A 25,595-nucleotide genomic window follows, 5' to 3' on the forward strand; every position below is an offset into this window, starting at 1 on the left:
ACTCTCCTTTTCCTGCAGAATTGCAGGATTCGCTTGATAATTACAGCTCATTTCTCTAATAGTCTTCATAAGTGACACTAATGGAGGATCATGGAACTGCACCAACTCAAGGCCTTTCTTGCTCTTGCCGAGGAGGGCAGCTTCACCCTGGCCGCTGAGAAGCTCTATCTCAGCCAGTCCGCGGTCAGCCAGTCCATCGCCCGACTGGAGGAGTCCCTGGGGGAAGGCCTGCTGCAGCGCAGGCGCGGAAAGCTCCGGCTGAGCGAAGCGGGGGAATTGTTCCTGCCCCGGGCCCGTCAGGGGCTGGAGGCTTTGCAAAAGGGAGCGGAACTTGTCGAGAGCCTGAGCGGGCTTCAGAGGGGAAAGCTCTCCATCGGGGCCGTGGATGTCGCCGCTCTTGATCTTCTCCCCCGGCTATTCCAGCGCTTCAGAACCCTCTATCCCGGAATCGAGATCTCCGTGCAGGTGGGGGGAAGCCGACGGCTCCGGGAAGAACTGGAGAGCGGCAAACTGGATCTTGCCATTCTCTTCTCAAGGGAAGAGCCCGAGGCAATGAACTCCTTTTCCCTGGGCCATGATGAAATGTGCATCATTGCGCCCGCCGGCAAGAAAGACCCGGAAGGCTACATCAGCTACCCCCGGAACTCCGTGACCCGGGAAATCCTGGAGGAGTCCTTTGCCAGACAGGGAATCCCCTTCCCGGTCCTGATGGAAATCGACCGACCGGAAGTAATCCTGCAACTGGTCCGCAGCGGACTGGGGCGTGCGGTTCTCCCCCGCAGACTCCTGCAGCGTTGGTCCGGGGAAAGGGGCTTCCGACGCCTTCGCCCCCGGAGCCTGAAACTGCAGAGGCCCCTTTACCTGCTTCACCCTGATCCGGAATCCCTTTCTCCCGCCTGCCGCACCTTTCTGGAGGAAAGCGAGAAAACCTTGAAGAAAGGGCTGGGATTTGCAAAGGTGCGCGCATGAAGATCATGCACTTCCTTCGTTCTGTCTTTCGGGTCTCCCGCAACCTGTTGCTCAAGTTGCGTCTGTCCCGCTACGACATGGATTCCATCGCCCCATACTTTCGCGAGTGCGGAGTCGAGATTGGCGAGGGAACCCGCATTGTCAGCAAGGATGTCCACTTCACCTTCGGCTCCGAGCCTTATCTGATCAGAATCGGCAAACGATGCTCCATGGCCGCAGGCGTCCGCTTCATTACCCACGACGGCGGAGTCTGGACAATCCGCAAGGACATTCCCGAAATCGATGTCTTCGCCCCCATCGAGATCAAGGACAACTCGATCATCGGGATGAACACCATTATCCTGCCAGGCGTGACCATTGGTCCCAACAGCGTGGTCGGCGCAGGAAGCGTTGTGAGCAAGGACATCCCTCCCAATACCGTGGCCGCGGGAGTCCCCTGCAGGCCCCTGATGAGCCTCGAGGATTATCGGGAGAAGAAGGTCGCCCAGATGATGTCTGTGCGCCATCTCGCAGAAAAAGAGCGCCGGGAAGCCCTCATGAAGCTCTGGGACGACTGGGACAAGGAACCTGTAAACAACGACCCCACAAGCTCTTAGCAGAAACTTCCCGCCCCTCTTGACAGAAGGGGCTGTTTTATGTATCATTGTATTCGAATATGCGAATGAACTGATCTTCAGGAGTGGCCATGGACATTGAAGGAACCAGTGAGAAGCTTCGGGCTCTGGCCCACCCTACCCGGCTTCGCATCCTCTGCCTTCTCAGGGAGGAAGGGCGTTGCGTCCAGGATCTCGAGGAAAAGCTTCAACTCCGTCAATCCAATGTCAGCCAGCACCTTCGAATATTGAAGGACAAGGGTCTGGTTCGAGTCAGCCGATCGGGACAGAAGCTCTGCTACTCCCTGGATCGAAACCTCGTGGGCCCCATTCTGGACACTCTTGAAAACGACCCCCAATGCGGCAAGAGCCGCGAAGGAGAACAGGAATGAACCGCATCATTGATGAAAAGTCCGCCGAACAGATCCGCCAGCGATTCAGTCAGACCATGCATGATTCTGTGGATCTGCTGGCGAGACTTGAAAGCATCCGGCAGGAGAACTAATATGCAGGATCGTGTTTACCCGAACCCCCATCGTATTAAAGGAGTTACCATGAAGAGAATCCCCGGAGTCCTCTCCCTCACCCTGCTCCTGGGTAGCCTCTGGTTTGCGCCAGCCCTTGCCCAGCTTCCAGAAGTCGGCAAACCTGCCCCTGATTTCACCCTGATGGATCTGGACGGAGAGTTGCAATACACGCTTTCTGCCCTGCAGGACAGCAGCGTGGTCTATCTCGATTTCTGGGCCAGCTGGTGCGGACCCTGCCGCCGCGCTTTTCCCGAAGTGATGAAACTCTACGAGGAATATTCTGAACAGGGGCTGGAAGTTCTGGCGATCAGCCTTGACCGAAGCGAGGGGCCTGCCAAGCAGTTCATCAAGAAGCAGGGGAGCGAATTCCCGGCTCTCATCGATGTGGGTGCGAAAGTGGCCCGGATCTACGGTGCCAGTAGTATTCCCACCACGGTGATCGTGGCTCCCGATGGAACCGTGGCCTACGCGGCCGTGGGCTTTGATCCCCGGAAGATGACAGAGATCCGCAATGTCATCGAAGGTCTTCTTGCGGAGATTCCCTCCGACGAAACAGAGTAAGAGAGTCGAAGATTGCAGTCGGGGGCGGCCTTGTGCCGCCCCTTTTAATTTGCCAAGGCCCCTTCCTCAATCCAGGCACGGATACTTCCGATCTCGGAACTGCTCAGGAGAGCCCCGTTCGGCGGCATTTGATTTCCGTATCCGGCCGCCCCGCTTACTTTGAGATACAAAACGGAATAATCCGGCTCATAGGCCATGACCCGAAGCCCCATCCAGTTGGCACTCTGCACCCCCACAAGTTCTGAATAGCTCTCTGAAAACTCGAGGTTCAGTCCCCCGGAACTGCCATGGCATCGCGTGCAGTTCATGTCGAATAGTGGCTGGATGTTCGCCTGGAAAGAGGAACCCTCCTGCCATTCGTTTTCAGGGGCGGAACAGGACAAGACCAAGACAAGCGAGAACAGAAGAAGCCATTTCATCAAATTCCTTATCCTTCCAGATAGAGTTGCCGGTACTTCGAAAGTGCCTCGGAGCTTCCGCAAACAAAAATCGCGTCCCCCTCTTCGAAACGGAATCCCTTTCCGAAGCGGCTTAGCACTTCATCGCCTCTTTCCACAGCAACGACAGAACATCCCGTTTTGCTTCGAAGATCCAGCTCTCCGAGTTCCTGCCCAGCCAAACCCCCGGCCTTCACCTGCAAAACGCGAAGCTGGGGATCCACTTCAATGGCTTCCTCCCCCAGAAGACGGCTGGCCAGCATCCGGCCTGCAACCTGACTGAGAGAAAGGGCAAAGTCCGCACCGGCACGGTGAATGCGCTCGACATTCCTCACCTCATTGACTCTTGCGATCAGGGGAAGCCTGCGACTCATGTCCCGGATCATCACCGTGGCAAAGAGCGTGCTGCTGTCCTCATCGAGCACCATTACCATGCCCTGCGCATTTTCCAGATCCAGCGCTTCCTGGGTTTCGGGCTCCAGAAGATCTCCCACAAGATCCACTCCCTCACTCTGCCTGCGGTCGATTACCCGGACGGACTCTCCCGCCTCCCGAAGAGAATCCACCACACTTCTTCCCACCTCTCCATATCCAGCCACGATAAAGTGCCCCTTGCGCTTCAGGGGACGCGCCATTCCCGCTCTGGACTCCAGCTTCTGGATGCTCTCCCTGTTCCCGGCCACCACCAGAACCCCGAAAGCCTCAATCTCCGTGTCTGCCCTTGCGGGAGTCTGCAGGCGACCTCCCCGCCATTGCCCGATCACATGAACGCCGCTTTCTGCCCCGAGACCGCTTTCTTCGAGGGTCTTGCCTGCGATCTCACTGTCGGGGCGCACCCGGATCTCGCAGATTTCCACATGGCGTCCAATCTGCTGCACCCCTTCCAGAGTGGGCTTTACCTTTTCGCTTGCCCGAGTGGCAAGCGCCTGGGCCAGCAATTCACCGGGAGTAAACACATCCGTACAGCCGGACAGAATCAGGGCTCTGCGGTGACTCGCTTTTTCAGCCAGAGAGAGAACATCTCCCTGAAAACCCTGCTGTCGTGCCATCAGCGCAATGGCCGCATTCTGGTCGTCGCGCCCTGCGGCAATCAGGGCACGCGCCCGGGAAAGACCGGCTGCCTCCAGTACTCCCTCTTCAAGACGCCCGTAAAGAACGCGATGACCTTCCTCCTGAAGCCTGCGAGCTTCCCGGGGATCACTTTCCAGAATCAGGGAAGGCACTCCACTCTGCTCGAGATTTCTGAGAAGCACGGAAATCGCAGGTCGAAAGGGAAAGAGAATGACATGTTCGCTAAGATCTTCCGCATCGACGGGCAGTCGACTCTGGAAACGCTCTTCCAGTGCGGGAATCAGGTAGAGGGGAAAGAAAAGGAAGACCAGAAGAAGTCCCAGGATCTGCATGCCGATGACATAGAGGTTCATCAGTGGATGAGACCACTGGTTGTCCGACCCGAAGCCCGTGGTGGTCAGGGACTCGACCACCGTCATGAGGCTTCGCCAGAAACTTCGCGGATCCCCTTCGAGAAAACGCATCCCCAGCATGTAGAACAGGGAAGCCAGAAGGGCACTGCCGAAGAGGAGCGCCAGAAAAAGCAGCAGTCGGCGGGTCGATCGTTTCATGCAGGGATCCTAGCCTGCGGGCAGACAAAGTCCATGCAAAAAAAAGCCGGGTCCCGAAGGACCCGGCAAGTAGGAAAGAGAACTACATGTTCTCCTTGATGGCCGCCGAGATCTCCTCGAAGGCCTTCTTTCCGTCATTGAAGAACATGAGCGTATTGTCCATGGCAAAGAGCGGATTCGGGATTCCCGCAAACCCGGGACTCAAACTACGCTTGATCACGACAACCGTGCGAGCCAGATCCACATTGATGATCGGCATCCCCGCAATCGGGCTGTCAGGATTGGTGCGAGCATCGGGGTTCACCACGTCATTTGCTCCCACAACAAAGATGAGATCCACCTGCTCGAGGCTGGGGTTGATCTCGTCCATTTCCTTGAGCTGTTCATAAGGCACATCGGCCTCTGCCAGCAGAACATTCATGTGCCCGGGCATGCGACCCGCAACGGGGTGAACTGCGTACTCGACCTGAATGTCCATGCCTTCCAGCAGATTCGCCATGTCGCGCACTGCGTGCTGAGCCTGTGCGACGGCCATCCCGTAACCGGGAACGATGACCACGCGCTGCACACCATCAAGAAGCATGGCGATTTCATCTGCGCTGGTCGCCTTGATCTTGCCCGCATAAACCTCATCCGCATCTGCGATTTCGCCCTCGGCCATCACGCCGAAAAGGACATTCGCCAGGGAGCGGTTCATGGCCTTGCACATGATCGCCGTCAGAATCAGTCCGGAGGCTCCGACCAGCGACCCGGCAATGATCAAGACACTGTTGCTCAAAACGAAACCCGTGGCCGCACCGGCCAGCCCGGAGTAGCTGTTGAGCAGGGCGATCACGACGGGCATGTCCGCACCGCCGATGGGAATCGTCAGCGTCACGCCCAGCACGGAGGCAAGAGCCACGAGAGCCCAGTAGTACAGAACCTGACTCGGATCCATGGCATAAAGAACCGCAAAGACGATTGCGGCGACAAAGACCAGAGCATTAAAAATCTTCAGCCCGGGAAAGGACATATTCCCGCCGAGAGCTCTCTCGGAGAGCTTGATCCAGGCAATGATGCTTCCGAAGAAGGTCACTCCGCCGATGATGCCAGCCACGCCCGTGGCGACATTGGCCTGCATCAGTTGGGAAAAAGTCGCTCCCTCAGGAATCGCAATGGCCGGATAGTACACGGCAGCACCCGCAACGAGTATGGAGGCAAGACCCCCAGAGCCGTTGAAAAGAGCGACGAGTTCCGGCATGCCCGTCATCTGGACACGCTTGGCGAGCAGGGCACCGATGCCCCCACCAATGACCAGGCCGACCAGAATCCACTGGTAGTCCAGACCGCGAGTCAAGAGAACAGCCACGATGGCCAGTAGCATTCCGAATGCGCCAGTCTGATTACCCCGCACCGCTGTGCGAGGATGGGTCAGTCCCTTCAGCCCCAGAATAAAGAGGATGGAGGCGACCAGATAAGCCAGGTTAATCATATTGTTCAACATTGTGGTCTCTCCTTCCTATTTCTTCTGGAACATTGCCAGCATGCGATGGGTGACCATAAATCCACCGACCACGTTGATGCTTGCAAAGATGACAGCGGCCAGACCCAGCCAGGTGACGAGTTGAGAGTCCTCAGGACTGACGACCGCACCTGCTGCCAGGATGGCACCGACGACCGTAATCCCGCTGATCGCATTAGAACCGCTCATCAGCGGCGTATGCAGGGTCGGCGGAACTTTGGTGATGATTTCGAAACCGACGAAAATCGCCAGCACGAAAAGGGTGAGAATGGAAATCAGGTCCATCAGGCATCACTCCCTTCCTGGGCGGCCTTGGAAAGGCCCATCATTTCGCGAAGACGGGGGTTTACGACATCGCCGTCGCGCGTCAAGAGCGTGTCGGCAATGATCTCGTCTTCCATGTTCAGGTCCAGTGCGCCTTCCTTCACCATGTTCTGGAGGAAGGTGACCAGGTTTTTCGCGAACATCTGGCTCGCGTGATAAGGCACCGTCGCCGGAAGGTTCCCGGGACCGAGGATCGTGACATTGTTGTCGACCACGGTCTCATCGAGCTTCGTCAGTTCGCAGTTGCCCCCCCGCTCTGCAGCGAGGTCCACGATGACACTGCCGGGACGCATCGAACGGGCGACTTCCGCCGGGATCAGCATGGGAGACTTCTTGCCGGGAATCGCAGCGGTGGTAATCACAACATCGCTGTCGGCAATGGCCTGGGCCATCATCTCCTGCTGCTTCTGGCGTGTTTCCTCCGTCTGTTCCTTGGCATAGCCACCAGAGTCCTCGGAGTCGGAAGTTTCGAGTTCGAGTTCCAGGAACTTGGCTCCCAGACTCTCGACCTGTTCCTTCACCGCAGGGCGGACATCGTAGCCCGTCACCTTCGCGCCGTTCTTCTTCGCGCTGGCGATGGCCTGCAGTCCGGCAACTCCCGCACCAATGACAAAGACGCGAGCAGGGGCAATCGTGCCCGCAGCGGTCATCATCATCGGGAACATCCGGGGCAGGTGGTCAGCGGCCATGAGGACGGCCTTGTAACCGGCGACCGTGGCCATGGACGATAGAATGTCCATGCTCTGGGCGCGGGTGATTCTCGGGACGAGTTCCAGTGCAAAGGCAGTAACACCCGTCTTTGCAATTTCGCTCACTGCGTCCAGTTCCCCGAGAGGATCGGCCGTTCCAATCACAAGCTGTCCCTTGCGAAGGTCTGCAAGATCCGTCTTCCCGGCCTCCTGGTTTGCTCCATAGGAACGCACCTGAAGGATGATTTCGCTTTTCTCGAAAACCTCATTGCGGGCGACCAGTTTTGCGCCCTTGTCCGAATACTCGGTGTCCGTAAAGCCCGCTGCGAGGCCCGCACCCTGCTCGATCAGAACTTCCATGCCGGCCTTCGCCAGAACTGGAATCGATGCGGGAATCAGCGCAACCCGGTTCTCTCCAGGATATGTTTCCCTGGGAACTCCTAAGATCATACGCTCCCTCCAAGGATTTGGCGGACGCAAGCTGCATCCGTTTCTAAGTGATGAACGGATGCAATCAAGATCAAAGGGGCTGAAAACACAAGAGGGAAAAGGCCCGGAACCGGATTCGGTTCCGGGGCCGCAAGTGATTGCTTTCTCTAGGGTTGCTTGCCGTAGAGATAGTCGTAGAGGTAGTCGATGGTCTCCTGTTTGGCCACGGCCTCCCAGGCCATGATATCTCCACTGGCGATGATCCCTTCCAGCTTGCCTTCTTCAACCACGGGAAGATGGCGAATCCTCTTCTCGGTCATCACCGCACGGCATTCCTCGAGTTCCGTGTCCAGTCCGCAAGCGGCCACCGGGGAGGTCATCACGTCCTTCACCTTCGTCGTCTCCGGATCCCGTCCCGGTGCCACCACCTGGGTAAGGATATCCCGTTCCGTGAAAATCCCGATCACGGACTCTTCTGCAAGAACAAGCAGACAGCCAATTCGATAACGGTTCATCAGGAACGCAGCGTCACTCACGGAATCCGTCTCGCGAATGGAGTGAACCTCGCGCCCCTTCTTGGACAGCACATCTTTTACCTTTGCCATGATTCACCTCCAGAATCTTGATGAAAGCCTGTGCCCGTTTCCATTCAAAAGCAAGCAAGAAGGGCGTTTACTTTTTCACAAGGAGCAGGAGGTCTTGTAATCCGAATCACCTTCGCTACATTATTCACAGGAGGATGCCATGAACCCCGAGACCCTGATTGATCCGACACTCCATCTGGAGGAAGAGATCCAGCGCCTGAAGCGGGAACGCAATGCCGTTCTTCTGGCTCACTACTATCAGGAATCAGAGATTCAGGATCTGGCCGATGAACTGGGTGACAGCCTGGCCCTTGCTCAAGCAGCAAAGAAGGCGAAGGCAGAAGTGATCGTTTTCGCCGGCGTACACTTCATGGCCGAGACGGCCAAAATCCTGAACCCCGAAAGCACGGTTCTCGTCCCGGACATGGAGGCCGGTTGTTCTCTTGCCGACTCCTGCCCTGCAGAAGATCTGGCCGCCTGGAAGGCGGAACATCCGGATCACGCCGTGATCGCCTACATCAACTGCACGGCCGAGACCAAGGCCCAGGCCGACCTCATCTGCACTTCCTCCAATGCGGAAAAAGTGGTCCGCTCCATTCCTGAAGACCAGCCGATCCTCTTCGTGCCCGACAAGAATCTGGGTGCCTGGCTGATCAAGCAGACGGGTCGCGACATGGAACTCTGGCCGGGAACCTGTATCGTTCACGAGACCTTCAGCGAAAGAAAGATCCTCGAGGAAAAAGCCCGGCGACCGGGGGCCCTGTTTATCGCCCACCCCGAATGCGAGGAAGCCGTTCTTCGCCATGCTGATTTCGTGGGTTCCACCAAGAAGCTTCTTGATATTGTGCAGTCGAATGAAGCAGAGGAATTCATCGTGGGCACGGAGACCGGCATCCTTCACCAGATGCAGAAGCTTGCGCCGGGAAAAACTCTCGTCCCGGCCCCTTATGAGGAAGGCGGTTGCGCCTGCAATGAGTGTCCCTACATGAAGCTCAACACGATGGAGAAGCTCTACCGCTGTCTTCGCGACATGGAGCCTCGCATCGAGATGAAGGAATCACTCCGGGAAAAAGCCCTTCTACCGCTGGAGCGCATGCTGGCTCTCTAGCCTGAAATCCGAAATCATGCTATAATCGTCCATGTTTAAGGCCTTGTTACTTGCATCTCTCTTGCCGGCCCTGGTTCTGGCCTCCGCCCTCACTCCTCATGGAGCCGGCGGAGCCGGGCGTATCCACGGCGCGGCCTTCCATCCTCACGATCCTGAAGTCATGCTCATTGCCCCGGATACCTACGGGATCTGTCGGAGCGATGATGCGGGCGAGAGCTGGTACATCTGGAACAGGGGTCTTGCCAACATCGACAATGCCTGAACGAATTATGTCGATGACATCGTCGGCGTTTCCAGCGCTGAGTGGACCGGCTTCTACGCCGCCACAAGAGGCGGAATCTATCGCGCCCCCGATGATGGCGAATGGGAACTCATCACTCCGAATTCGGAGTACGCATTCCGGGATCTCTCCTACTACCGGCCCCAGCGTCTTTCCTTCCTGACCATGGATCTGAATCTCGAAGAGGATCTTCTGGTCATGGGAAGCGGTCGCTGTCGATGGGGAAGAACGGAGGAGTGGGAATACTACCCCGGCATCGAGGACTCCCTCTTTCAGCAGTTTGAAAACGGGCCGACGGATCAATGGAGTGTCTGGACTCTGGATCCCCGTGACCTCGATGCAAAGCCCCAGCCTCTCGGGGACTGTCGATTCGGCACGGCCAGAGCGGTGGCCTGTCGAAAGCTCGATGGAATCAATTACTGTGCAGTGGGAACCCCCGAAGGAATCTTCCTCCACGATGGATCCACCTGGCAGAGCATTGCCGACGAGGCCTATTCCGTATACGGGCTCCAGTGCTGGGGACTGCAGATGTCAAAACGCGGAGCCCTTTATGCGGTCTTGGCCCGCGATCCCGGCTCGACAACTGCCAGCGGATGTTATCGCCTGAGCGATGTGCGCGGAGCTCTCGACTGGCAGTTCCTCGGCGATGACACTCCCCTCGACCCCCAAGGGCTGACGATGTCCCAGACGGGAAGTTCCGGAAACCTGGGCTTTGCCTATCTCAGCGCCATCGAGGGAGAAGGAAGCGAACCCGACATTCTCTTTCTCAGCGGAAGAGCCGGCAGTAACGATCTCAGCGGTCTCTATCGTGCGGAAATCTCGCCATCAGAAAACGGCAACACTTGCACCTGGATGCACAAGGCCTGGAAAGAGTCTGACGATGCCTTCTGGCAAAAAGACGAGTTCGGAAACTGGTCTGCACTGGACCCCGGCTGGGTGACTCTCTGGGCAGGACAGATCGACTTTCAGCCCATGATCTCTCGCATGAATCCAGACTGCCTCCTGATCTCCTTTCAGGGAAGACTTCATCGAAGCGAAGACGGGGGACACCACTGGACACAGTGCTACACGGATGTCACGGCTGGCTTCGCCCACAGCCGCGGCTTCGACGAACTGGTCAGTCAGGGCATCGACTACCTGAGCGACGGACGGGTGGTTCTCGGCTGCGCCGACCTTGGCACCCTGATCAGTGAGGATGCATCGCTCGATGGCTTTCGATGGTTCTACCCGGAACTGGATCGGGAAACCACCTATGACACGGACGCAGCCTACAATCGGGAAACCGCAGACATCGAAGTAAGGCAGGACTGGCAGGGCAGTGGCGAAGATGCCCTCTTCATCCTCTGCTCAGACCTCACGCATCATGGTGCGCCCAGCAAGATCATGCTGGCCCCTCCCGGAGAAAGCTTCAACTGGACGAACATCACCCGCAGCCTGAATACGGAAAACAAGTTCATTCCCGCTTTCTGCTTCGCCGGAGACAGTGTCGTTTTCGCCCCCTTCCTCGAGTCGGACATCGCCTGGGGTGCCGGAGCCAGTCTGGCGCATATCGGGGTTCTTCGAGGGGAATGGCAGGCGCCGGATCAGTGGCAGTGGACAGAACACAGCACGGGGCTGGACCTTCCCATTGGCTGGAATGCTTCGGGAAGAGACATTCTCCATCATGAGGCCAGCGGCAGGATCTTTCTGGCCACCGAGTTTATCAAGACTCCCGGCGGCGATCTGGCCGGGGGAATCTTCATGCTGGAATCCCGGGACGATCCGGACTGGGAACTGGTTTTCGGGCTGGAAGGCGACTGGCGAAACTTTCAGTGCCTGGCCCAGTCAGAAGATGGATCGAGACTCTATGCGGGAAGCCAGGGACCGGGAAGCATGGGCGACGGCGGAGTATTCCGATGCCCGGATCCATTCAACGCACCGCAGGAATGGGAAGTCATCGCGAATGATACTCGCGGGGACTTCGGATTCGGGATTCCCTTTTACGGGGAAGACTGGAGTGACCTGGATGCCAGCCGGAATCTAACGGATGTGCGAAGCCTCTGTGTAGACCCCGACAACCCGGACATCGTTTATGCAGGACTCAGTTCCTATCGCTTCCTCCAATCCATGGGACTCTGGGTGTTCAACCGGGAGGGAGACGAGCGTTGGTCTTATCTCTTCTATGATTCCCCGATCGAGCACCAGGGCGTTCACAGACTGAAGTTCCATCCCCTGAGAACCCGCGAGTTAGGCATCTGCACGGCCGGCATCCAGTTCTGGAGCCTCGACACCGACTCTCTGGACTTCACCGGAGTCGGAGATCCTCCTGCGCCAAACAGTCTTCGACTCCTCGGACTGGAATGGAATGGAAACAGTGCCAGCATTCGTTTCGCGATGAGGGAGCCTGCTGCCCTGGAACTGGAGGTCTTCGACCCGAGAGGGCGAAGGGTCTTCCATCGGGAAATCTCCCACTGGCAGGCCAGTGAAGGACAGCTTCGCTGGTTCGGAGGAAACGCGAGGGGGAAAAAAGTCGCCTCCGGTGTCTACTTCCTTCGACTTCGCAGCGGTCATGAAACCGTCAGTGGCAAGCTCATCCTGCTTCGCTAGTGCAGTCGGGTCAACTTGATCGAAGCTTCCCGGCCTGCTCCGTCCCGGAGTTTTGCAAGAAAGACCCCGGAAACATTGCGTCCTCCTGCATCTTTTCCGTCCCAGAGAAGATCAAAACCACCCTCGCGGCTTCGCAGGATTTCCATGCTCTTTTGAAGCCGTCCCTGAACATCGTAGATTTCCATCCGGCAGAGTCCAGCGGAAGCTCCAAAGATCCGAAGACGGAGTTTACCCTTACCGGGATTCATGAGTGAAGAGATGCGGAGTTGTCCTGCTTCCATGGGCAGGTCCACGGCCGTGGGCGGACTGATGGCTCTTCGAAGCAGGAGCCCATTGATGCCGCTAGCATAGATGGCATCACTCTCCGGATTCATGCTCATGGAGTAGATCCGCTCGGTCGCATGGCTTCGTTCGGGTGTCCAGCTTTGTCCGTTGTCCTGGCTGTAGAGGATTCGCCCGCCGCCTCCCGCAACCCAGATCTCCGAGCCGCGAAGGACCAGGGCATCGCCCGCCCATCCGGTGACACTCAGGGCATGCTCCCAGGTGTTTCCTCCGTCACGGCTCAGCACCAGCAGAGCGCGTTCTGGCGGAACCATCCAAGAGTAGCCGATGGCCGCAACCAGACCGCCTGCTTCCCCATCAACGACATCGAAGCGGATGAAGTCGTAGTCCACTTCATTGTGAACAGTCGCCCAGTTGGCGCCTCCGTTGGTCGTGCGCCAGACACGACCCTTTGCTCCATACTCGGGAGGACGCTCGCCTGCCACGAAACCCAGATCCTCTGTAAGGAAACGAAGATCCTTGCCGCGTGCGGTCGTCAGGTCGCCCAGGTTCGTCCAGGTAGTTCCTCCGTCTACTGTGCGGCGAGGTCGGGTCGTATAGGGATCCACCGAAGTGAGAGCCCAGCCATGAAGCGTGTCATGAATGTCCAGCGCGCGGACGGCTCGAGGGCCGGGATCCTGCGCTGTCCAGCTGTTTCCCCCGTCTTCGGTCTTCCAGAGGAAGGCGGCATCACTCATGCCTCCCCCAATCCATCCAATCGAAGGGGAGGGGAAATCAATGGCCTTCAGCGTGTTCTCCAGGCCGGTGATCTCCGTCCAGCTTTCTCCCTCGTCAGCACTGTGGACGGCCTTGCCATACAATCCCGCAGCATAGACATTGCCCGAAGGGGCAGCTTCCACTGCGTAGAGAGAAGTGGCCGCCGGAGCGATCTCGACGATATCCCAGTTCAGTCCTCCGTCGAGACTCAAGAGAATGGCTCCGAATTCTCCGGCTGCCCAGACCTCGGATTCTGAAGCTGCGGAAACATCCCGGAGCTTACTAGGCACTGGGCATGTCACCTGTGTCCAGCTTGCTCCCGTGTCCTCGCTTCTGAGAATGACCCCGTTTTCTCCCACCGCCCAGGCCATGTTGCCCCGCGCATCGACATCCATGAGTTTCGTCGTCGTGGGACTCGGGGATTCCGACCAGTTCACCCCATCGACGGTACGAAGAATGTGTCCCTGATCGCCCACGGCAATCGCATAGCTCGCACTGACGGCCACCATGCCACGAAGTCCCGTGTCCAGGCCCGTTGTGACCGGGGTCCAGGAAGCACCCCCATCGAGAGTCCGGTACAGTCTTTCATCCGTGCCGAAGCTGGCATAGGTGCGACTTGCCCAGCCACAGGCGGCTGTGGCGAATTCAACATCCGTGAACCAGGCGTCTGAACCCACGAAGCGCAAGGCGCTGTTCCAGTTCTGCCCACCATCGCTGGTGTGATAAATCGCTGACACACGGTTGACCGTCCAGACATCACAGCGCGGCGCGCCACTCTGGCTTCCATGTTGCCAGCCTGCTACGACCCCGTTCTCCGGGCTGACAAATCCCACGGCCTCCCACTGCATTCTTTCATCGGGAAGGTTCGGGTTGGCGAGCTTTGTCCAGTTGGCCCCCGCGTCCGCTGTGTGCAGGGTAGTGCCATCGACCAGAGAATCAGGGGCCGTGTTCCCGCAGCCGCCGCCCATGCCGCCGGTCACCCAGGCATGATCGGCTCCGAGCAGGCAGAGGGCGTGGAGATTGCGTTCGTCCCCCGTATCGAGAAAAGTCTGAACTGCTCCGTAGTCTTCAATAAAGCGGACGCGCCCTCCGTCTTCAGCCGTCACCAGCACGCCGGGAGCAGGACTTTCAATGGAACGGATCACTCCTCCGCCAAGCCAGTCCCACTCAGAAGCCGACAGAGCAAGCGATATCGCAAGAAAGAACAGGAAAGCGCGCATCATGACCTCCGGATGAAAGAGGCTTCAGTATAGCACAGAAAAAAAGGGGAAGAAGTGGCAGCAATCAGGACGCGGGGGCCCAAAGACCTTCGGCGCCCTCCTGGTCAAAGCGGAAACCCTTGCCCAGAAGCTTGAGACAAACATCCACGGCTTCTGCGTAGAACCAGACTCCCCGATACTCCCGAAGATGTTCGACCGCCTCCTCCAGTCCCCGGGCCGGGCGGTAGGGGCGATGGGAGGAGATGGCTTCGCAGACATCGGCAACGGAAACGATTCTTGCCTCCAAACAAATCTCTTCGCCGATCAGGCCCTGCGGATAGCCGGACCCATCCATCCTCTCCTGGTGCTGATGCGCGATCTCAGCGATGGGCCAGGGGAAATCGACCCCCTTGAGGATTTCATAGCCGGCCTCGGGATGGATCTTGATGATCTCGAACTCCTGGGGAGTCAGTCGGCCGGGCTTGTTGAGGATTTCTGCGGGGACACGAATCTTGCCCAGATCATGAACCGTAGCTCCGAGGCGAATGCCTTCGATTGTATGAAGGTCGAGTCCCATCTCCCGGGCAATGGCCTCGGCCAGCAGGGCGACCCGTTTCTGATGACCCGCCGTGTAGGGATCGCGATGCTCGACGGCCACGGCCATGGCTTCCACCGTTCCCATCATCGCTCTCTTGAGACCCTCGTAGCTTTCCTTGAGCGCCTGATCCCTGCCTCGCATGTCTTCCATCATGTTGAGCAAAGCCATACGACTACTTTCCAGCTCACTGGTCTTGGAAAGCAGTTCCCGGTGAGCACGCAGCATCTCCTGGTGGCTTCGACCCGTCGCCTCCGCCTGGACACAGGCATGGCAAGCAGCCGCAAGTTTGCGGTTCATGGGCTGAAGGCTCTTGAGGATCTGCTCCCGAAGTCTTTCCCCGCTCTTGAACAGAACCAGATAGCCGAAGTCAGACAGAGGCAGCACATAAGAAGAACTGTCTGCGGATTCATTGCCCTCCGGAAGGAAGAGGTCGGGAACCTGTTCCGTCCTGCTTTTCTTCAGCAGCATCGCCCGAATGTCATCAGACCGGGATGTGTGGCAGAGGTTTCTGGGAATGGAGATCACAGGTTCCAGATCCTCCTCTTCCCGATCGGAAAACTGGAAAACCACGCCCCCGGAGCAGTTCAGGTGCCTCATCAGAATAGACAGACTGGAACGCAGCATGGGTTTCAGTTCCAGATCGGCACCAATCGCCATGGAATACTCGTAGAGGAGTACCCGAATTTGCTGGTCCAGCCTCTCCATTAGCCCTCCAGCACAGCAACAACTGCCGTCTTGTTGTAAAACTCCAGATAGTCGCGCCCGCTGTTTGCGATTTCACCGATGGTAAGAGCCCCCACCAGCGGCTTTCCTTCTTCATAGACCGCGTCGAGTTCCTTCGAAAAGCCCTCTTCCAGACAAAGTGTCCGGGAAATGCAATCCATGAAGATCCGCTGTCGGGGTCCGGGGCCGCCTTCGTAGTCGTCCCGAGCAAGCTCAAGAGCCGTGGCGGCTGCTCGAACCAGATTCTGCGATTCTCCATTCATGATGTCTACCAGGGAGTCTCGGGGAACTTCTCCCACACAAATCAGGCTCCCCCCCTCCCCGACGCTAAAGGGATCCCGAATGATGCGCTCCGTGTCGATCTTGTTGATCCCGAAAGGGTAGTGCTTGGCCAGGTCGAAGAAGTTCTCCTCGCTGAGCGAAGCGGCAGCGTGGTCTTCCACCACTTCCCGGTAGACCTCAAAAGCCGGGCGCCAGTTCAGGGTGTGAATCACATTCCTGTCCACCTCTGTCACGGTAAATGGCCCTGCTACGGACTCCCATCCGTGAGACACACCCACTCCGCTTTGAAGATCGAGAAGAGCCAGAAGAGCGGCATCTTCCACGAATCCCTGGGGAGTGAAGAGACAGGGCTTTTGCACCATGGACAGGGAGCCGGCACCGCCGCCTACATAGTTGATTTCCAGACCGAAGACATTGAAGAGACTGTCCACCAGAGCCGCAATGCGCTTGGCGAAACCATCGACAAGAACCACCGCCGTTCGGGCAGTGCCCAGATCCGGAATGGCTTCATCGAGAAGCTCGTCATAGTCGGCCTCCATGTCGCTCAGTCCCCGTAGCAGATGAATCCGGGGAGCCGTCGGAAGCCCGAGAGCAATGCTGCCCTTCTCCAGTTTCTCTCTTCCGTGAATGATCTCCGGAAAGATACCGCCAAAGATCGGCAGGTCCCTCATCAGGAGGGGATCCAGTTCCGGAGGATTGAATCCGTTTGCATCACAGGACAGGAGAAGAACTCCCTTCACCTCCGGGTCTTTCTGCATCCTGGAAAGGACTTCAGACAGGGCTTCCAGCGTACCGCTTCGATCCACTTCAATGCGCATTAGAGTTCCTCCTCCTGAATCCTGTAGGGTGCTTCCTTGCCCAACTTCCGGCTCAACTCATTGACCTCAGCCTTCAGTTGAACCATTTTCAGTTCCCGCTCCACGGCGAGACGATAGAAACGCTCGAGCTCCTCGACTTTCTCTTCCACCTGCTCCTCTGCTCGAACCCGGTCACTGTCATCCCGAAAAATGATGAAGGATCCGGAGAAATTGCCCTGTTCATCCATCCAGGGAGTGGCCGTGATCTGAAGATGCCGTTTCTCCCCGTCCTGACGCAGGATGGTCAGGGGATAGGTGCTTCGCTGTCCCTGAATCCGCCGGGCGGTCTCCTCTCGAATCCCTTCCCTGGATTCCGCTTCTACGAAATCAAAAACGCTTCGTCCCTTGAGACTTCCTTCGGGAACTCCGAAGACTTTTTCCGCCACATGATTTGCAAAGAAAAATCGTTCACTCGCATCGACAATCGCGATCCCTTCTCCCTGCTTCTCAATCATACCCCGGTATCTTTCCTCGCTCTCCATAAGGGCTTTCTCCGCACGGCGGCGAGCCGTCACATCCCGAACCAGGGCCAGAACCTGATCCTCCCCGGTCTTGACCAGGCGAGTTTCCAGTTCCGCGCGACCTCCCTTGACAATGAAGCTGAACTTGTAGACCTGCATTTCTCCCGTCTCGAAGAGCTTCTCCATGTACCCGCGAGACCTCTTGGCCACCTTCCGCGGAAGCACATCGTCCATGTTGCGTCCCATGAACTGTTCAGAGGGCATGAGGAGTTCCAGGCGTTTGGATGGTTTGAAGTCGAGGATCATGCCATTGCGATCCGCGACAAACATCAGGTCCGGCATGACGCTGAGGAGGGCGCGGGTCTTTTCTTCACTCTTCTGAAGCTTCAATTCCCGCTGCTTGCTTTCAATCGCCGTAGCGGTCATGTCGGCCACCGTCACAAAGAAGTGGCGATCGTTTTCACTCAAACTGATGGGTTTTCGGTGAACCAGTTGAAGGACACCCAGCAAGTCACCCGAGGAACCGATGAGCGGGTAGGAAAGCAGGGCCCGGATACGCAGTTCATCCATGCGCTCGCGGTACTTCTCGTAGACCCAGTGATTTCGAACCCGGGGAGCGAAAATCGGCTTCATGTTGCGGGCGACCCAAGCCGCGGTAAACCGGCGATCATCCAGTTCCCGGCAAGGAGCCATCCGGTTGGCCAGACGGGTGGAAAGACCCGAAATCGCTGTCGGTTTCAGTTCTTTTCTGTCGGGGTCATAGAGGCGCAGGGTACCGAACTGCAGGGAAAGTGTCGAAAGAAGACCATTGAGAACCTGCTGGCACAAGCCCACCAAGTCAAAGTCTCCCAAGGAGCTTTCCGCAATGATCTTGAACGCGGCTCGCTCGGCGCGAAGCTGGTCTTCCAGATCTTCCCGAACTCTTCTCTCGGGATCGCTACTAAGTATCCACATGTTGCCCCCTGGGGTGAGGGGCCGATGCCCGTGTAACTATCAGGAACTATAGCACGCTTTATGCCCAAAGCAAATCCGGGCCCTAATTGTAGAAAAAAAGACCCCAAAAGGGGCCTTTTCCTCAGCAAATCTGTCGGGAGTGCTAGTCCTTCACCTTCTCCACGAGAATCGTGCATTCGTCGCGGGCCACCAGGCAGTATCCGCTTTCGACTTCCAGACGGAAACACTCTCCGCCCTTTTCGTCCTGAAGAACGAGAGGGCCTTCCTGAAGGCGCACCAGATAGGGTGCGTGCCGGGGCAGAACCCCGAAGCCACCGGTGAAGCCGGGAGCGCGAAGAGAGGCCGCCTTCTCGTCAAAGAGAGTCCCGGTCGGGGTAACCACCTTGCAGTGGAGGCTAGGCACTCTTCACCCCCATCTCCTCGGCCTTTTTCGCAGCTTCCTCGATGCTTCCCACATAGTAGAAGGCCTGCTCGGGCAGGTGATCCCACTTGCCCTCCACCAGTTCCTTGAAGCTGCGAATCGTGTCTTCCAGTTTCACATAGATACCGGGGGTTCCCGTAAAGGCTTCCGCAACAAAGAAGGGCTGGCTCAGGAAGCGCTGAATCTTCCGGGCGCGCTGCACCGTGAGCTTGTCCTCTTCGCTGAGTTCGTCCATACCGAGAATCGCGATAATGTCCTGCAGGTCCTTGTAGCGCTGAAGCGCAAGCTGAACATCCCGCGCAACCTGGTAGTGTTCTTGTCCAAGAATGTTCGGATCGAGAATCCTGCTGGTGGAGTCCAGGGGATCCACTGCGGGGTAGATGCCGAGTTCTGCAATCGGACGCGAAAGCACCGATGTGGCATCGAGGTGACTGAAGGTAGTCGCGGGAGCCGGGTCGGTCAGGTCGTCTGCGGGAACATAGATGGCCTGCACGGAAGTAATCGCTCCGGAGCTGGTCGTCGTAATGCGCTCCTGCAGGGCGCCCATTTCCGTAGACAGGGTAGGCTGGTATCCCACCGCACTGGGCATACGGCCCAGGAGCGCGGATACTTCAGAACCCGCCTGCGTGAAGCGGAAAATATTGTCAATGAAGACCAGAACATCGCGGCCGCCACCGCTGTCGCGGAAGGCCTCGGCCACTGTCAGTCCACTCAGACCCACACGAAGCCTGGCTCCGGGGGGTTCGTTCATCTGTCCGTAGATGAGTGCGGTCTTGTCGAGAACACCGGACTCTTTCATCTCCAGCCAGAGGTCATTGCCCTCACGGGTTCGCTCGCCCACACCGCAGAAGACGGAGTAGCCGCCGTGCTCCTTGGCGATGTTGTTGATCAGTTCCATGATCACCACCGTCTTCCCCACGCCGGCTCCGCCGAAGAGACCGATCTTGCCGCCCCGCACATAGGGAGCGAGCAGGTCGATGACCTTGATGCCCGTTTCGAAGATTTCACTCTTCGGCTCCTGTTGGTCGAAGCTGGGAGGAGGGGTGTGAATGGAGCGACGGGTATCGGCTTCCACGGGTCCCATCTCATCCACGGGCTCGCCGAGAACATTGAGAATGCGTCCAAGGACACCCTCGCCCACGGGAACGCTGATCGGGGCGCCCGTATTCGTCACCTCAACGCCGCGAACCAGGCCGTCCGTACTGCTCATGGCCACCGCTCTCACCTGGTCCCGACCCAGATGCTGCTGAACCTCGGCAGTCAGACGAATCTTCTGGCCCTCGACTTCGGTGTCGATTTCCAGGGCTGTCATGATCTCGGGAATCTCGTTGGAGGGAAACTCCACGTCGATAACCGGCCCGATGATCTGAACTACTTTCCCCTTGGCACTCATTCTCTTCTCCTGTCCTTTGGCTACTTCAGCGCTTCCGCGCCGCCCACAATTTCCAGAAGCTCCGTTGTAATGGCCGCCTGCCGGGCCTTGTTGTAGGAGCGAGTCAGATTTGAAAGCATTTCTTCGGCACTATCGGTGGCGGCCTTCATGGCCGTTCTGCGCGCGCCCTGTTCGCTGGCTGCGGCCTCCAGCAGAATCCTGAAAAAACTGTTCCTCAGATACAGAGGCAAAAGCTCGGCAAGCAGGGCGTCGCGACCCGGCTCCATAATGAAGTCCAGTTTGCTGCCCGCCTCTTCTTCTTCCTCTTCGGGTGCGGCAAGAGGAAGGATTCTCTCGATCACGGCCGGCTGTTCGGCCGCATTCTTGAAGTGAGGGTAGGCAATGTGCACTTCATCGACCTTGCCGGAGAGAAAGTCATCGACCAGCAGTTCAGCAAAGGCATCGGCATCCTCAGACGAAGGCTGGTCGCTGAGATCGTCCTTCCGGCTGGCCATCTCCATTCCGAGGAAACGGAAGTAGGCGATCCCCTTTTTTCCGACCATGTGGATGTCCGCCTCGACCCCTTCTTCCTTCCTTTCACGAAGGAAAATCACCGTCTTCCTGAGAAGATTGGAGTTGAGAGGGCCGCAGAGTCCCCGGTTACTGGTCAAAACAAGAATGGCCACCCGGCGACAGTGGGCGCGGCTCTCCAGAAGAGGCTGCTCCCCGACATCGCCTTCCGCAAGTCGGGACAGCATGGCCGGCAGCACGGTGGCAAAGCTGGACGCCGCCTTCACACGATCCGAGCACTTCTTGAACTTGCTCGTTGCGACCATCTCCATGGTACGCGTGATCTTGTGCGTACTGGTGACGCTGGCAATGCGATTCTGAATATCCTTGGCGTTGGCCATTTCGCTCCTAGGCCGTAAACTGCTTCAGGAAACTGTCGATGGCTGCCTTGAGTGCAGACTCCGTTTCCTCGCTGATTGCGCCGCTTTCGGCGATCGCCTTGCCGACTTCCGGATGCTGCGCGTCCATGAAGGCAAGGAACTGTTCCTCGAAATCCCCGACCTGATCGACGGGCACTTCGGATAGGTGTCCGTTCACGCCCGCATAGATCACCATGACCTGTTTTTCAGTACGAAGCGGAACGTACTGGCCCTGCTTGAGCAGTTCCACCATGCGAGCCCCCTTGGAAAGGGCATCCTGCGTGGACTGGTCCAACTCGGAACCGAACTGGGCAAAGGCTTCCAACTCGCGGTACTGGGCGAGATCCAGACGCAGGGAGCCGGCCACCTTCTTCATGGCCTTGACCTGGGCGTTTCCTCCCACACGGGAGACCGAGATGCCGACATTGATCGCAGGGCGCACGCCCTGATAGAAGAGATCCGGGGACAGGAATATCTGACCGTCGGTGATCGAGATCACATTCGTCGGGATGTAGGCCGTCACGTCACCGGACTGGGTTTCGATGATCGGAAGTGCGGTCATCGAGCCGCCGCCCAGTTTGTCACTGAGTTTCGCGGAACGCTCGAGAAGGCGGCTGTGGAGATAGAAGACATCGCCCGGGAAGGCTTCCCGTCCCGGAGGGCGTCGCAGCAGAAGGGAAAGCTGTCGATAGCTGACCGACTGCTTGGAAAGATCGTCATAGACACAGAGCGTGTGGCCGCCCTTTTCGTACATGAAGTACTCGGCCATGCTGGCACCCGCATAGGGAGCGATGTACTGAAGGGGGGCCGGATCGGAGGCATTGGCTGCCACGACAATCGTATAGTCCATGGCCCCGTGTTCCTCGAGCTTCGCAACCACGCTTGCCACGGTGGAGGCCTTCTGCCCGATGGCCACATAGACACAGATGACGTCGGTGTTTTTCTGGTTGATAATCGCATCGAGCGCAACAGCGGTTTTCCCCGTACTGCGGTCGCCGATGATCAACTCACGCTGACCGCGGCCGATGGGAGTCATGGAGTCGATGGCCTTGATCCCGGTCTGAAGCGGCTCTTTCACCGGCTGGCGATCCACGATTCCGGGGGCGGGGCTTTCCAGGGGGCGGTACTTTTCGTGGTCGATCGGACCCTTGCCGTCGATGGGCTGACCGAGTGCGTCCACCACGCGACCCAGCATGGCCTCTCCCACGGGAACCGAGATGACCCGTCCCGTACGTTTGACGGGGCTTCCCTCGGTAATCTCGAAGTATTCCCCGAGAATCACCGCACCGATGTTGTCCTCTTCCAGATTCAGGGCCATGCCCATCGAACCATTGGAGAACTCCAGGAGTTCGCCGCTCATACAGCCTTTCAGGCCATAGATTCGAGCGATCCCGTCTCCGACTTCCAGAACCTGTCCGGTCTCTTCCACCTCGGCGGAAGCGTCGAAGCCCTTAATCTCTCTCTTGATGATCGAAGTGATCTCTTCCGGGCGGATCTTCATCTCATTCCTTTCCCAGGTCGGCCGCCATCAGGCGGTTCTTCATCCGGCGAAGCCGGGTCTTGAGACTTCCGTCGATGGTGTGACTCTCCATACGAAGGATCATTCCGGAGAGCAGACTCCCGTCCACTTCATGCTCCAGTTTCACCTGTTTTCCGTGTTCCTCGCCAAGTTGGCTTTCGACACCCTGAAGCTCTCCCTCGGCCAGCTCTGTGGCCGAAAAAAGAGTTCCCAGAAGAATGCCCTCTTCCTCGTCACGCAGACGCCCAATCATGGACAGAATGTCGCCGAAGGCAGACTCCCGGTTCTTGCGAACCAGGGTCTTCAGGAAGAGCAGACTCAGGACGCTTTCAGCATCCGGAAAAATCTGGTCCAGAATGCGAGCCTTGGCGGCAGAGGAGGCCTCCGGTGAATAGAAAGCACTTTGCAGTTCGCTGCTCTCTTCGAGCAGGGCTGCAAAAGCTTCCAGATCCCGGAGCAGTTCCGCAAGTTCGCCCTTTTCCCGGGCAAGCTCCAGAACCGCCGTGGCATAGACCTTCGCAATGGCAAAGTTCCTCATGAGCCCTGACCCGCTTCCTTCAGGAACTCATCGGACATCTTGCGATGGTCGGAGTCATCGAGGCTGCGCTCCAGTAGCTTGCCGGCCACCTGCACAGTGAGGTCCACGACCTCTTCGCGCAGGCTGTCGCGGGCCTGGCTCATTTCGAGGTCGATTTGCCGGCGAGCAGATTCGATGGTCTGCTCCGCTTCCTCACGGGCACGGAGCATAATCTCCTCTTTCATGGCACTCGCCTGGGTCTTTCCCTGCTCGAGTATCTCACGGGTTTCCTCGCGAGCCTTGCTGAGCTCCTGCTTCTGTTCCTCGACATACTGGAGCGCATCCTCACGAGCCTTCTCCGTGTCCTCCAGGGACTTGCGGATCGACTCTTCCCGGCGATCCAGACCATCGATAATCGGTCCCCAGGCCACTTTCTTCAAAAGGAAGACCAGGCCCAGAAAGGACAGGATCGTCCAGAAGATGAGACCGGGATCCGGCGAAAACAGCCCTCCCGAGAGGAAAAGCGCCGGGCCATACGGGTTCATGGCAGGCATGATTTCCCTTCTTCTTTGTTTAGACCTTACCGGCCATCATGATGCAGATCACCAGCGCGAAGAGGGCAACACCCTCGATCAGAGCTGCGGCCAGAATCATTCCGCCTCGAATGTCACCGACAGCCTCGGGCTGACGAGCAATTCCTTCCATGGCCGAAGCGGCCAGACGACCTATGCCGTAGCCGGCACCAATCACAGCGATTCCAGCGCCAAGTCCGGCACCGAGTCCGGACAGAGAAGCGATGATGGGAAGCATGGATACATCCTCCTGATTGCTTTGGGCTTTCGCCCGGTTTGGTTCACCTAATGATCCGGGTGAACCGCCTGGTAAATGAAAATCGTCGACAGAAAAGTGAAAATGAAGGCCTGCAGGAAGGCCACGAAAATCTCGAATGCGCTGATGGCCACCGCCCCCGCCAGAGGCAGGACAGCCAGATAGGGCATCTTCCCGAGCGCGAAGATGAGGTTGAAAAAGCTCAGGATGATGATGTGCCCGGCGATCATGTTCGCAAAGAGTCGCACTGTAAGGGCGAATGGCTTCGTGAACATGCCCATCACTTCAATGGGAATCATGATGGGAATCAGGGGCAGGGGCACTCCCGGAGGAATGAGCCCGCGAAAGTGCCCGATGAATCCGTTGGCGCGAATGCCACCGGCCAGCGTTGCGAGGAAGGTAAAGATCGCAAGAGTTGCCGTTACATTGATGTTGCCGGTCGCTGTTGACATGGTCGGGAAAAGCCCGAGCAGGTTGATCGAAAGAATGAAGAAGAAGACCGTCAGAAGATAGGGCAGGTAGCGACGGCCTACATCGGCTCCCATGATGCTGAAGACCACTTCATCGCGCAGGAAGACCACGATGGACTCGAAGAAGTTGCGAAGGCGACCCTTCGGCACACCCTTCTCCTGACGATTGGCCACCGACCGGAGCAGGAGGACAAGAATGACGCCGGCCAGCCAGAGCATGACTACATGCAGGCTCGGCGCGAGATCGATATCCAGGCCGCCGATCTTCAGGGAACCGAAGTGCAGGGTGTTGGCGAAGAAGTCGTGAACATTCCACTGGATATCGTGAGTGGCGTGCCAGGAGTTGTGATTGAGGATATGGTCGATGGCATCGACCCCGGCTTCATGGCCGCCCGCGTGGTCGGCAGCATGCTCCACGGCATGAGCCGTTTCTGCGACCGCCTCATTACTGCCTGCGCTGCCATGCCCCGCAGCGTGATGGGTTTCTTCAGCAGCCAGAGTCGAACTTGCGAAGATCATTGGTCCTCTCGTTCCCGGGTTTCAGCCCAGGTGGGAAGAAGTCCACTCACTCTCCAGGTCTCATAGATGAGAAGGAGAGGATAGCTGAGTGCCAGGCTGAAGAGGAAAACCCGCAGGCTCCACTCCGAAAAAACCTGAAGCACCACTGCCGACAGGGCCAGAATGGCAAAACGCCAAAACAGGCCGGCGAAGAAGGTTCTCAGGAACTTCAGGTTAGCGGCCCGAACTACCCTCTTCATCTGGAGGAAACCCAGGGCGGCCGCAAGCGCACTCGCCAGAATGCCGGACAGGGCCGCCGGGAACTCCTCCACTTTCATCTTGCCGAGAACCAGAAATGCCAGCAGCGAAAAAACGAGAAGCAACAGAAGCAAGCCGAGCCAGAAACTTCGTGTGGTCTGACTCACTCTCCCGATCCCCTCTTCTTCTTCCGGGACTCTTCCTCGCGAAGCACTTCCCGGTAGATCCAGACAAAGCCGCCGACAGCACCGAGTGCCACTCCCAGAATCGTCAACCAAGGCGTCCAGCCAAGTTTCCGGTCCAGCCACCAGCCTAGAAGACCATAAAAGGCCAGAGAACTGGCGTAGGTGAGGGCGAGATGGGAAAGAGAAAGTGATGCAGACTCATCACTGCGTCTTTTCACCCACCTTTTCGCCCAGTCAGAGAGTTTTTTCTCACGATTCATGGCTCTCCGTCATCGG

The 25,595-nt window shown here is 57.8% G+C and carries 27 protein-coding genes; 7 read left to right on the forward strand and 20 right to left on the reverse strand.

Annotated features, from left to right (window positions below; translation table 11 throughout):
* Nucleotides 1-90: 90 nt before the first annotated feature.
* The 4 genes from QGH30_03650 to QGH30_03665 all read left to right on the forward strand — a co-directional run bounded on the left by QGH30_03650 (nt 91) and on the right by QGH30_03665 (nt 2,650).
* The gene (locus QGH30_03650; GenBank protein ID MDP7021428.1) at nt 91-969 is read left to right on the forward strand and encodes a LysR family transcriptional regulator; all 879 of its coding nucleotides are present in this window, start codon (nt 91-93) and stop codon (nt 967-969) included.
* Complete coding sequence (locus QGH30_03655) at nt 966-1,565, forward strand: acyltransferase (GenBank protein ID MDP7021429.1); 600 nt, start codon at nt 966-968, stop codon at nt 1,563-1,565. Before QGH30_03650 ends, QGH30_03655 begins: the two co-directional genes overlap by 4 nt.
* A gap of 89 nt (nt 1,566-1,654) precedes the next feature.
* The gene (locus QGH30_03660) at nt 1,655-1,954 is read left to right on the forward strand and encodes a metalloregulator ArsR/SmtB family transcription factor (protein ID MDP7021430.1); all 300 of its coding nucleotides are present in this window, start codon (nt 1,655-1,657) and stop codon (nt 1,952-1,954) included.
* A 162-nt stretch (nt 1,955-2,116) separates the two neighbouring features.
* Complete coding sequence (locus QGH30_03665) at nt 2,117-2,650, forward strand: TlpA disulfide reductase family protein (protein MDP7021431.1); 534 nt, start codon at nt 2,117-2,119, stop codon at nt 2,648-2,650.
* 44 nt (nt 2,651-2,694) lie between these two features.
* Here the strand turns inward: QGH30_03665 and QGH30_03670 are convergent, their stop codons facing one another.
* From QGH30_03670 to QGH30_03695, 6 genes are all read right to left on the reverse strand, one after another.
* Nucleotides 2,695-3,069 carry a hypothetical protein gene (locus QGH30_03670; GenBank protein MDP7021432.1) on the reverse strand — a complete coding sequence of 125 codons (375 nt, stop codon included), beginning with the start codon at nt 3,067-3,069 and terminating at the stop codon, nt 2,695-2,697.
* 8 nt (nt 3,070-3,077) lie between these two features.
* Nucleotides 3,078-4,709 (reverse strand): NAD-binding protein, encoded by a 1,632-nt coding sequence (locus QGH30_03675; GenBank protein ID MDP7021433.1) that lies wholly within the window; start codon nt 4,707-4,709, stop codon nt 3,078-3,080.
* Nucleotides 4,710-4,791: 82 nt separating this feature from the next.
* A complete protein-coding gene (locus QGH30_03680; GenBank protein ID MDP7021434.1) occupies nt 4,792-6,192 on the reverse strand; it encodes an NAD(P)(+) transhydrogenase (Re/Si-specific) subunit beta in 1,401 nt (466 codons plus the stop codon).
* 15 nt (nt 6,193-6,207) lie between these two features.
* On the reverse strand, nt 6,208-6,495 hold the full coding sequence (locus QGH30_03685) for an NAD(P) transhydrogenase subunit alpha (GenBank protein MDP7021435.1): 288 nt from the start codon (nt 6,493-6,495) through the stop codon (nt 6,208-6,210).
* Nucleotides 6,495-7,673 carry a Re/Si-specific NAD(P)(+) transhydrogenase subunit alpha gene (locus QGH30_03690; GenBank protein MDP7021436.1) on the reverse strand — a complete coding sequence of 393 codons (1,179 nt, stop codon included), beginning with the start codon at nt 7,671-7,673 and terminating at the stop codon, nt 6,495-6,497. Before QGH30_03690 ends, QGH30_03685 begins: the two co-directional genes overlap by 1 nt.
* Before the next feature lie 146 nt (nt 7,674-7,819).
* Nucleotides 7,820-8,257: a CBS domain-containing protein gene (locus tag QGH30_03695; GenBank protein ID MDP7021437.1), complete on the reverse strand. Its 438-nt coding sequence runs from the start codon at nt 8,255-8,257 to the stop codon at nt 7,820-7,822.
* 139 nt (nt 8,258-8,396) lie between these two features.
* Between QGH30_03695 and nadA the strand changes: the two genes are divergently transcribed.
* The 3 genes from nadA (at nt 8,397) to QGH30_03710 (ending at nt 12,210) form a co-directional block, all read left to right on the forward strand.
* Nucleotides 8,397-9,344 (forward strand): quinolinate synthase NadA, encoded by a 948-nt coding sequence (gene nadA, locus QGH30_03700; protein MDP7021438.1) that lies wholly within the window; start codon nt 8,397-8,399, stop codon nt 9,342-9,344.
* 31 nt (nt 9,345-9,375) lie between these two features.
* Entirely contained in the window at nt 9,376-9,606 is a 231-nt protein-coding gene (locus QGH30_03705) for a hypothetical protein (GenBank protein ID MDP7021439.1), read from the forward strand.
* Between the two features lie 183 nt (nt 9,607-9,789).
* Nucleotides 9,790-12,210, forward strand: coding sequence for a hypothetical protein (locus QGH30_03710; GenBank protein ID MDP7021440.1), 2,421 nt, complete (start codon nt 9,790-9,792; stop codon nt 12,208-12,210).
* On the opposite strand, the gene QGH30_03715 is transcribed toward QGH30_03710, so the two are convergent.
* From QGH30_03715 to QGH30_03780, 14 genes are all read right to left on the reverse strand, one after another.
* Entirely contained in the window at nt 12,207-14,468 is a 2,262-nt protein-coding gene (locus QGH30_03715) for a YCF48-related protein (GenBank protein ID MDP7021441.1), read from the reverse strand. The two genes, QGH30_03710 and QGH30_03715, sit on opposite strands and share 4 nt — an antisense overlap.
* 64 nt (nt 14,469-14,532) lie before the next feature.
* Nucleotides 14,533-15,750 carry an HD-GYP domain-containing protein gene (locus QGH30_03720; GenBank protein MDP7021442.1) on the reverse strand — a complete coding sequence of 406 codons (1,218 nt, stop codon included), beginning with the start codon at nt 15,748-15,750 and terminating at the stop codon, nt 14,533-14,535.
* Complete coding sequence (locus QGH30_03725) at nt 15,750-16,868, reverse strand: FIST N-terminal domain-containing protein (protein ID MDP7021443.1); 1,119 nt, start codon at nt 16,866-16,868, stop codon at nt 15,750-15,752. Before QGH30_03725 ends, QGH30_03720 begins: the two co-directional genes overlap by 1 nt.
* Entirely contained in the window at nt 16,868-18,322 is a 1,455-nt protein-coding gene (locus QGH30_03730; GenBank protein MDP7021444.1) for a PAS domain S-box protein, read from the reverse strand. Before QGH30_03730 ends, QGH30_03725 begins: the two co-directional genes overlap by 1 nt.
* 142 nt (nt 18,323-18,464) lie before the next feature.
* Nucleotides 18,465-18,725, reverse strand: coding sequence for a F0F1 ATP synthase subunit epsilon (locus tag QGH30_03735; protein MDP7021445.1), 261 nt, complete (start codon nt 18,723-18,725; stop codon nt 18,465-18,467).
* Complete coding sequence (gene atpD / locus QGH30_03740; protein MDP7021446.1) at nt 18,718-20,136, reverse strand: F0F1 ATP synthase subunit beta; 1,419 nt, start codon at nt 20,134-20,136, stop codon at nt 18,718-18,720. Before atpD ends, QGH30_03735 begins: the two co-directional genes overlap by 8 nt.
* Nucleotides 20,137-20,156: 20 nt before the next feature.
* On the reverse strand, nt 20,157-21,026 hold the full coding sequence (gene atpG, locus QGH30_03745) for an ATP synthase F1 subunit gamma (GenBank protein MDP7021447.1): 870 nt from the start codon (nt 21,024-21,026) through the stop codon (nt 20,157-20,159).
* Between the two features lie 7 nt (nt 21,027-21,033).
* Nucleotides 21,034-22,545, reverse strand: a complete 1,512-nt coding sequence (atpA, locus tag QGH30_03750) for a F0F1 ATP synthase subunit alpha (GenBank protein MDP7021448.1) — start codon at nt 22,543-22,545, stop codon at nt 21,034-21,036.
* Between the two features lies 1 nt (nt 22,546).
* Nucleotides 22,547-23,101, reverse strand: coding sequence for an ATP synthase F1 subunit delta (atpH, locus tag QGH30_03755; GenBank protein ID MDP7021449.1), 555 nt, complete (start codon nt 23,099-23,101; stop codon nt 22,547-22,549).
* A complete protein-coding gene (gene atpF, locus QGH30_03760; protein MDP7021450.1) occupies nt 23,098-23,634 on the reverse strand; it encodes a F0F1 ATP synthase subunit B in 537 nt (178 codons plus the stop codon). Before atpF ends, atpH begins: the two co-directional genes overlap by 4 nt.
* A gap of 19 nt (nt 23,635-23,653) precedes the next feature.
* The gene (atpE, locus tag QGH30_03765; GenBank protein ID MDP7021451.1) at nt 23,654-23,890 is read right to left on the reverse strand and encodes an ATP synthase F0 subunit C; all 237 of its coding nucleotides are present in this window, start codon (nt 23,888-23,890) and stop codon (nt 23,654-23,656) included.
* A gap of 47 nt (nt 23,891-23,937) precedes the next feature.
* Nucleotides 23,938-24,897, reverse strand: a complete 960-nt coding sequence (gene atpB, locus QGH30_03770; GenBank protein ID MDP7021452.1) for a F0F1 ATP synthase subunit A — start codon at nt 24,895-24,897, stop codon at nt 23,938-23,940.
* Nucleotides 24,894-25,301, reverse strand: coding sequence for a hypothetical protein (locus QGH30_03775; protein MDP7021453.1), 408 nt, complete (start codon nt 25,299-25,301; stop codon nt 24,894-24,896). The genes atpB and QGH30_03775 overlap by 4 nt, the downstream gene beginning before the upstream one ends.
* Nucleotides 25,298-25,579: an AtpZ/AtpI family protein gene (locus QGH30_03780; GenBank protein MDP7021454.1), complete on the reverse strand. Its 282-nt coding sequence runs from the start codon at nt 25,577-25,579 to the stop codon at nt 25,298-25,300. Before QGH30_03780 ends, QGH30_03775 begins: the two co-directional genes overlap by 4 nt.
* Nucleotides 25,580-25,595 lie beyond the last annotated feature (16 nt).

This window comes from Candidatus Krumholzibacteriia bacterium (assembly GCA_030748535.1).
Lineage (GTDB): Bacteria > Krumholzibacteriota > Krumholzibacteriia > JACNKJ01 > JACNKJ01 > JASMLU01.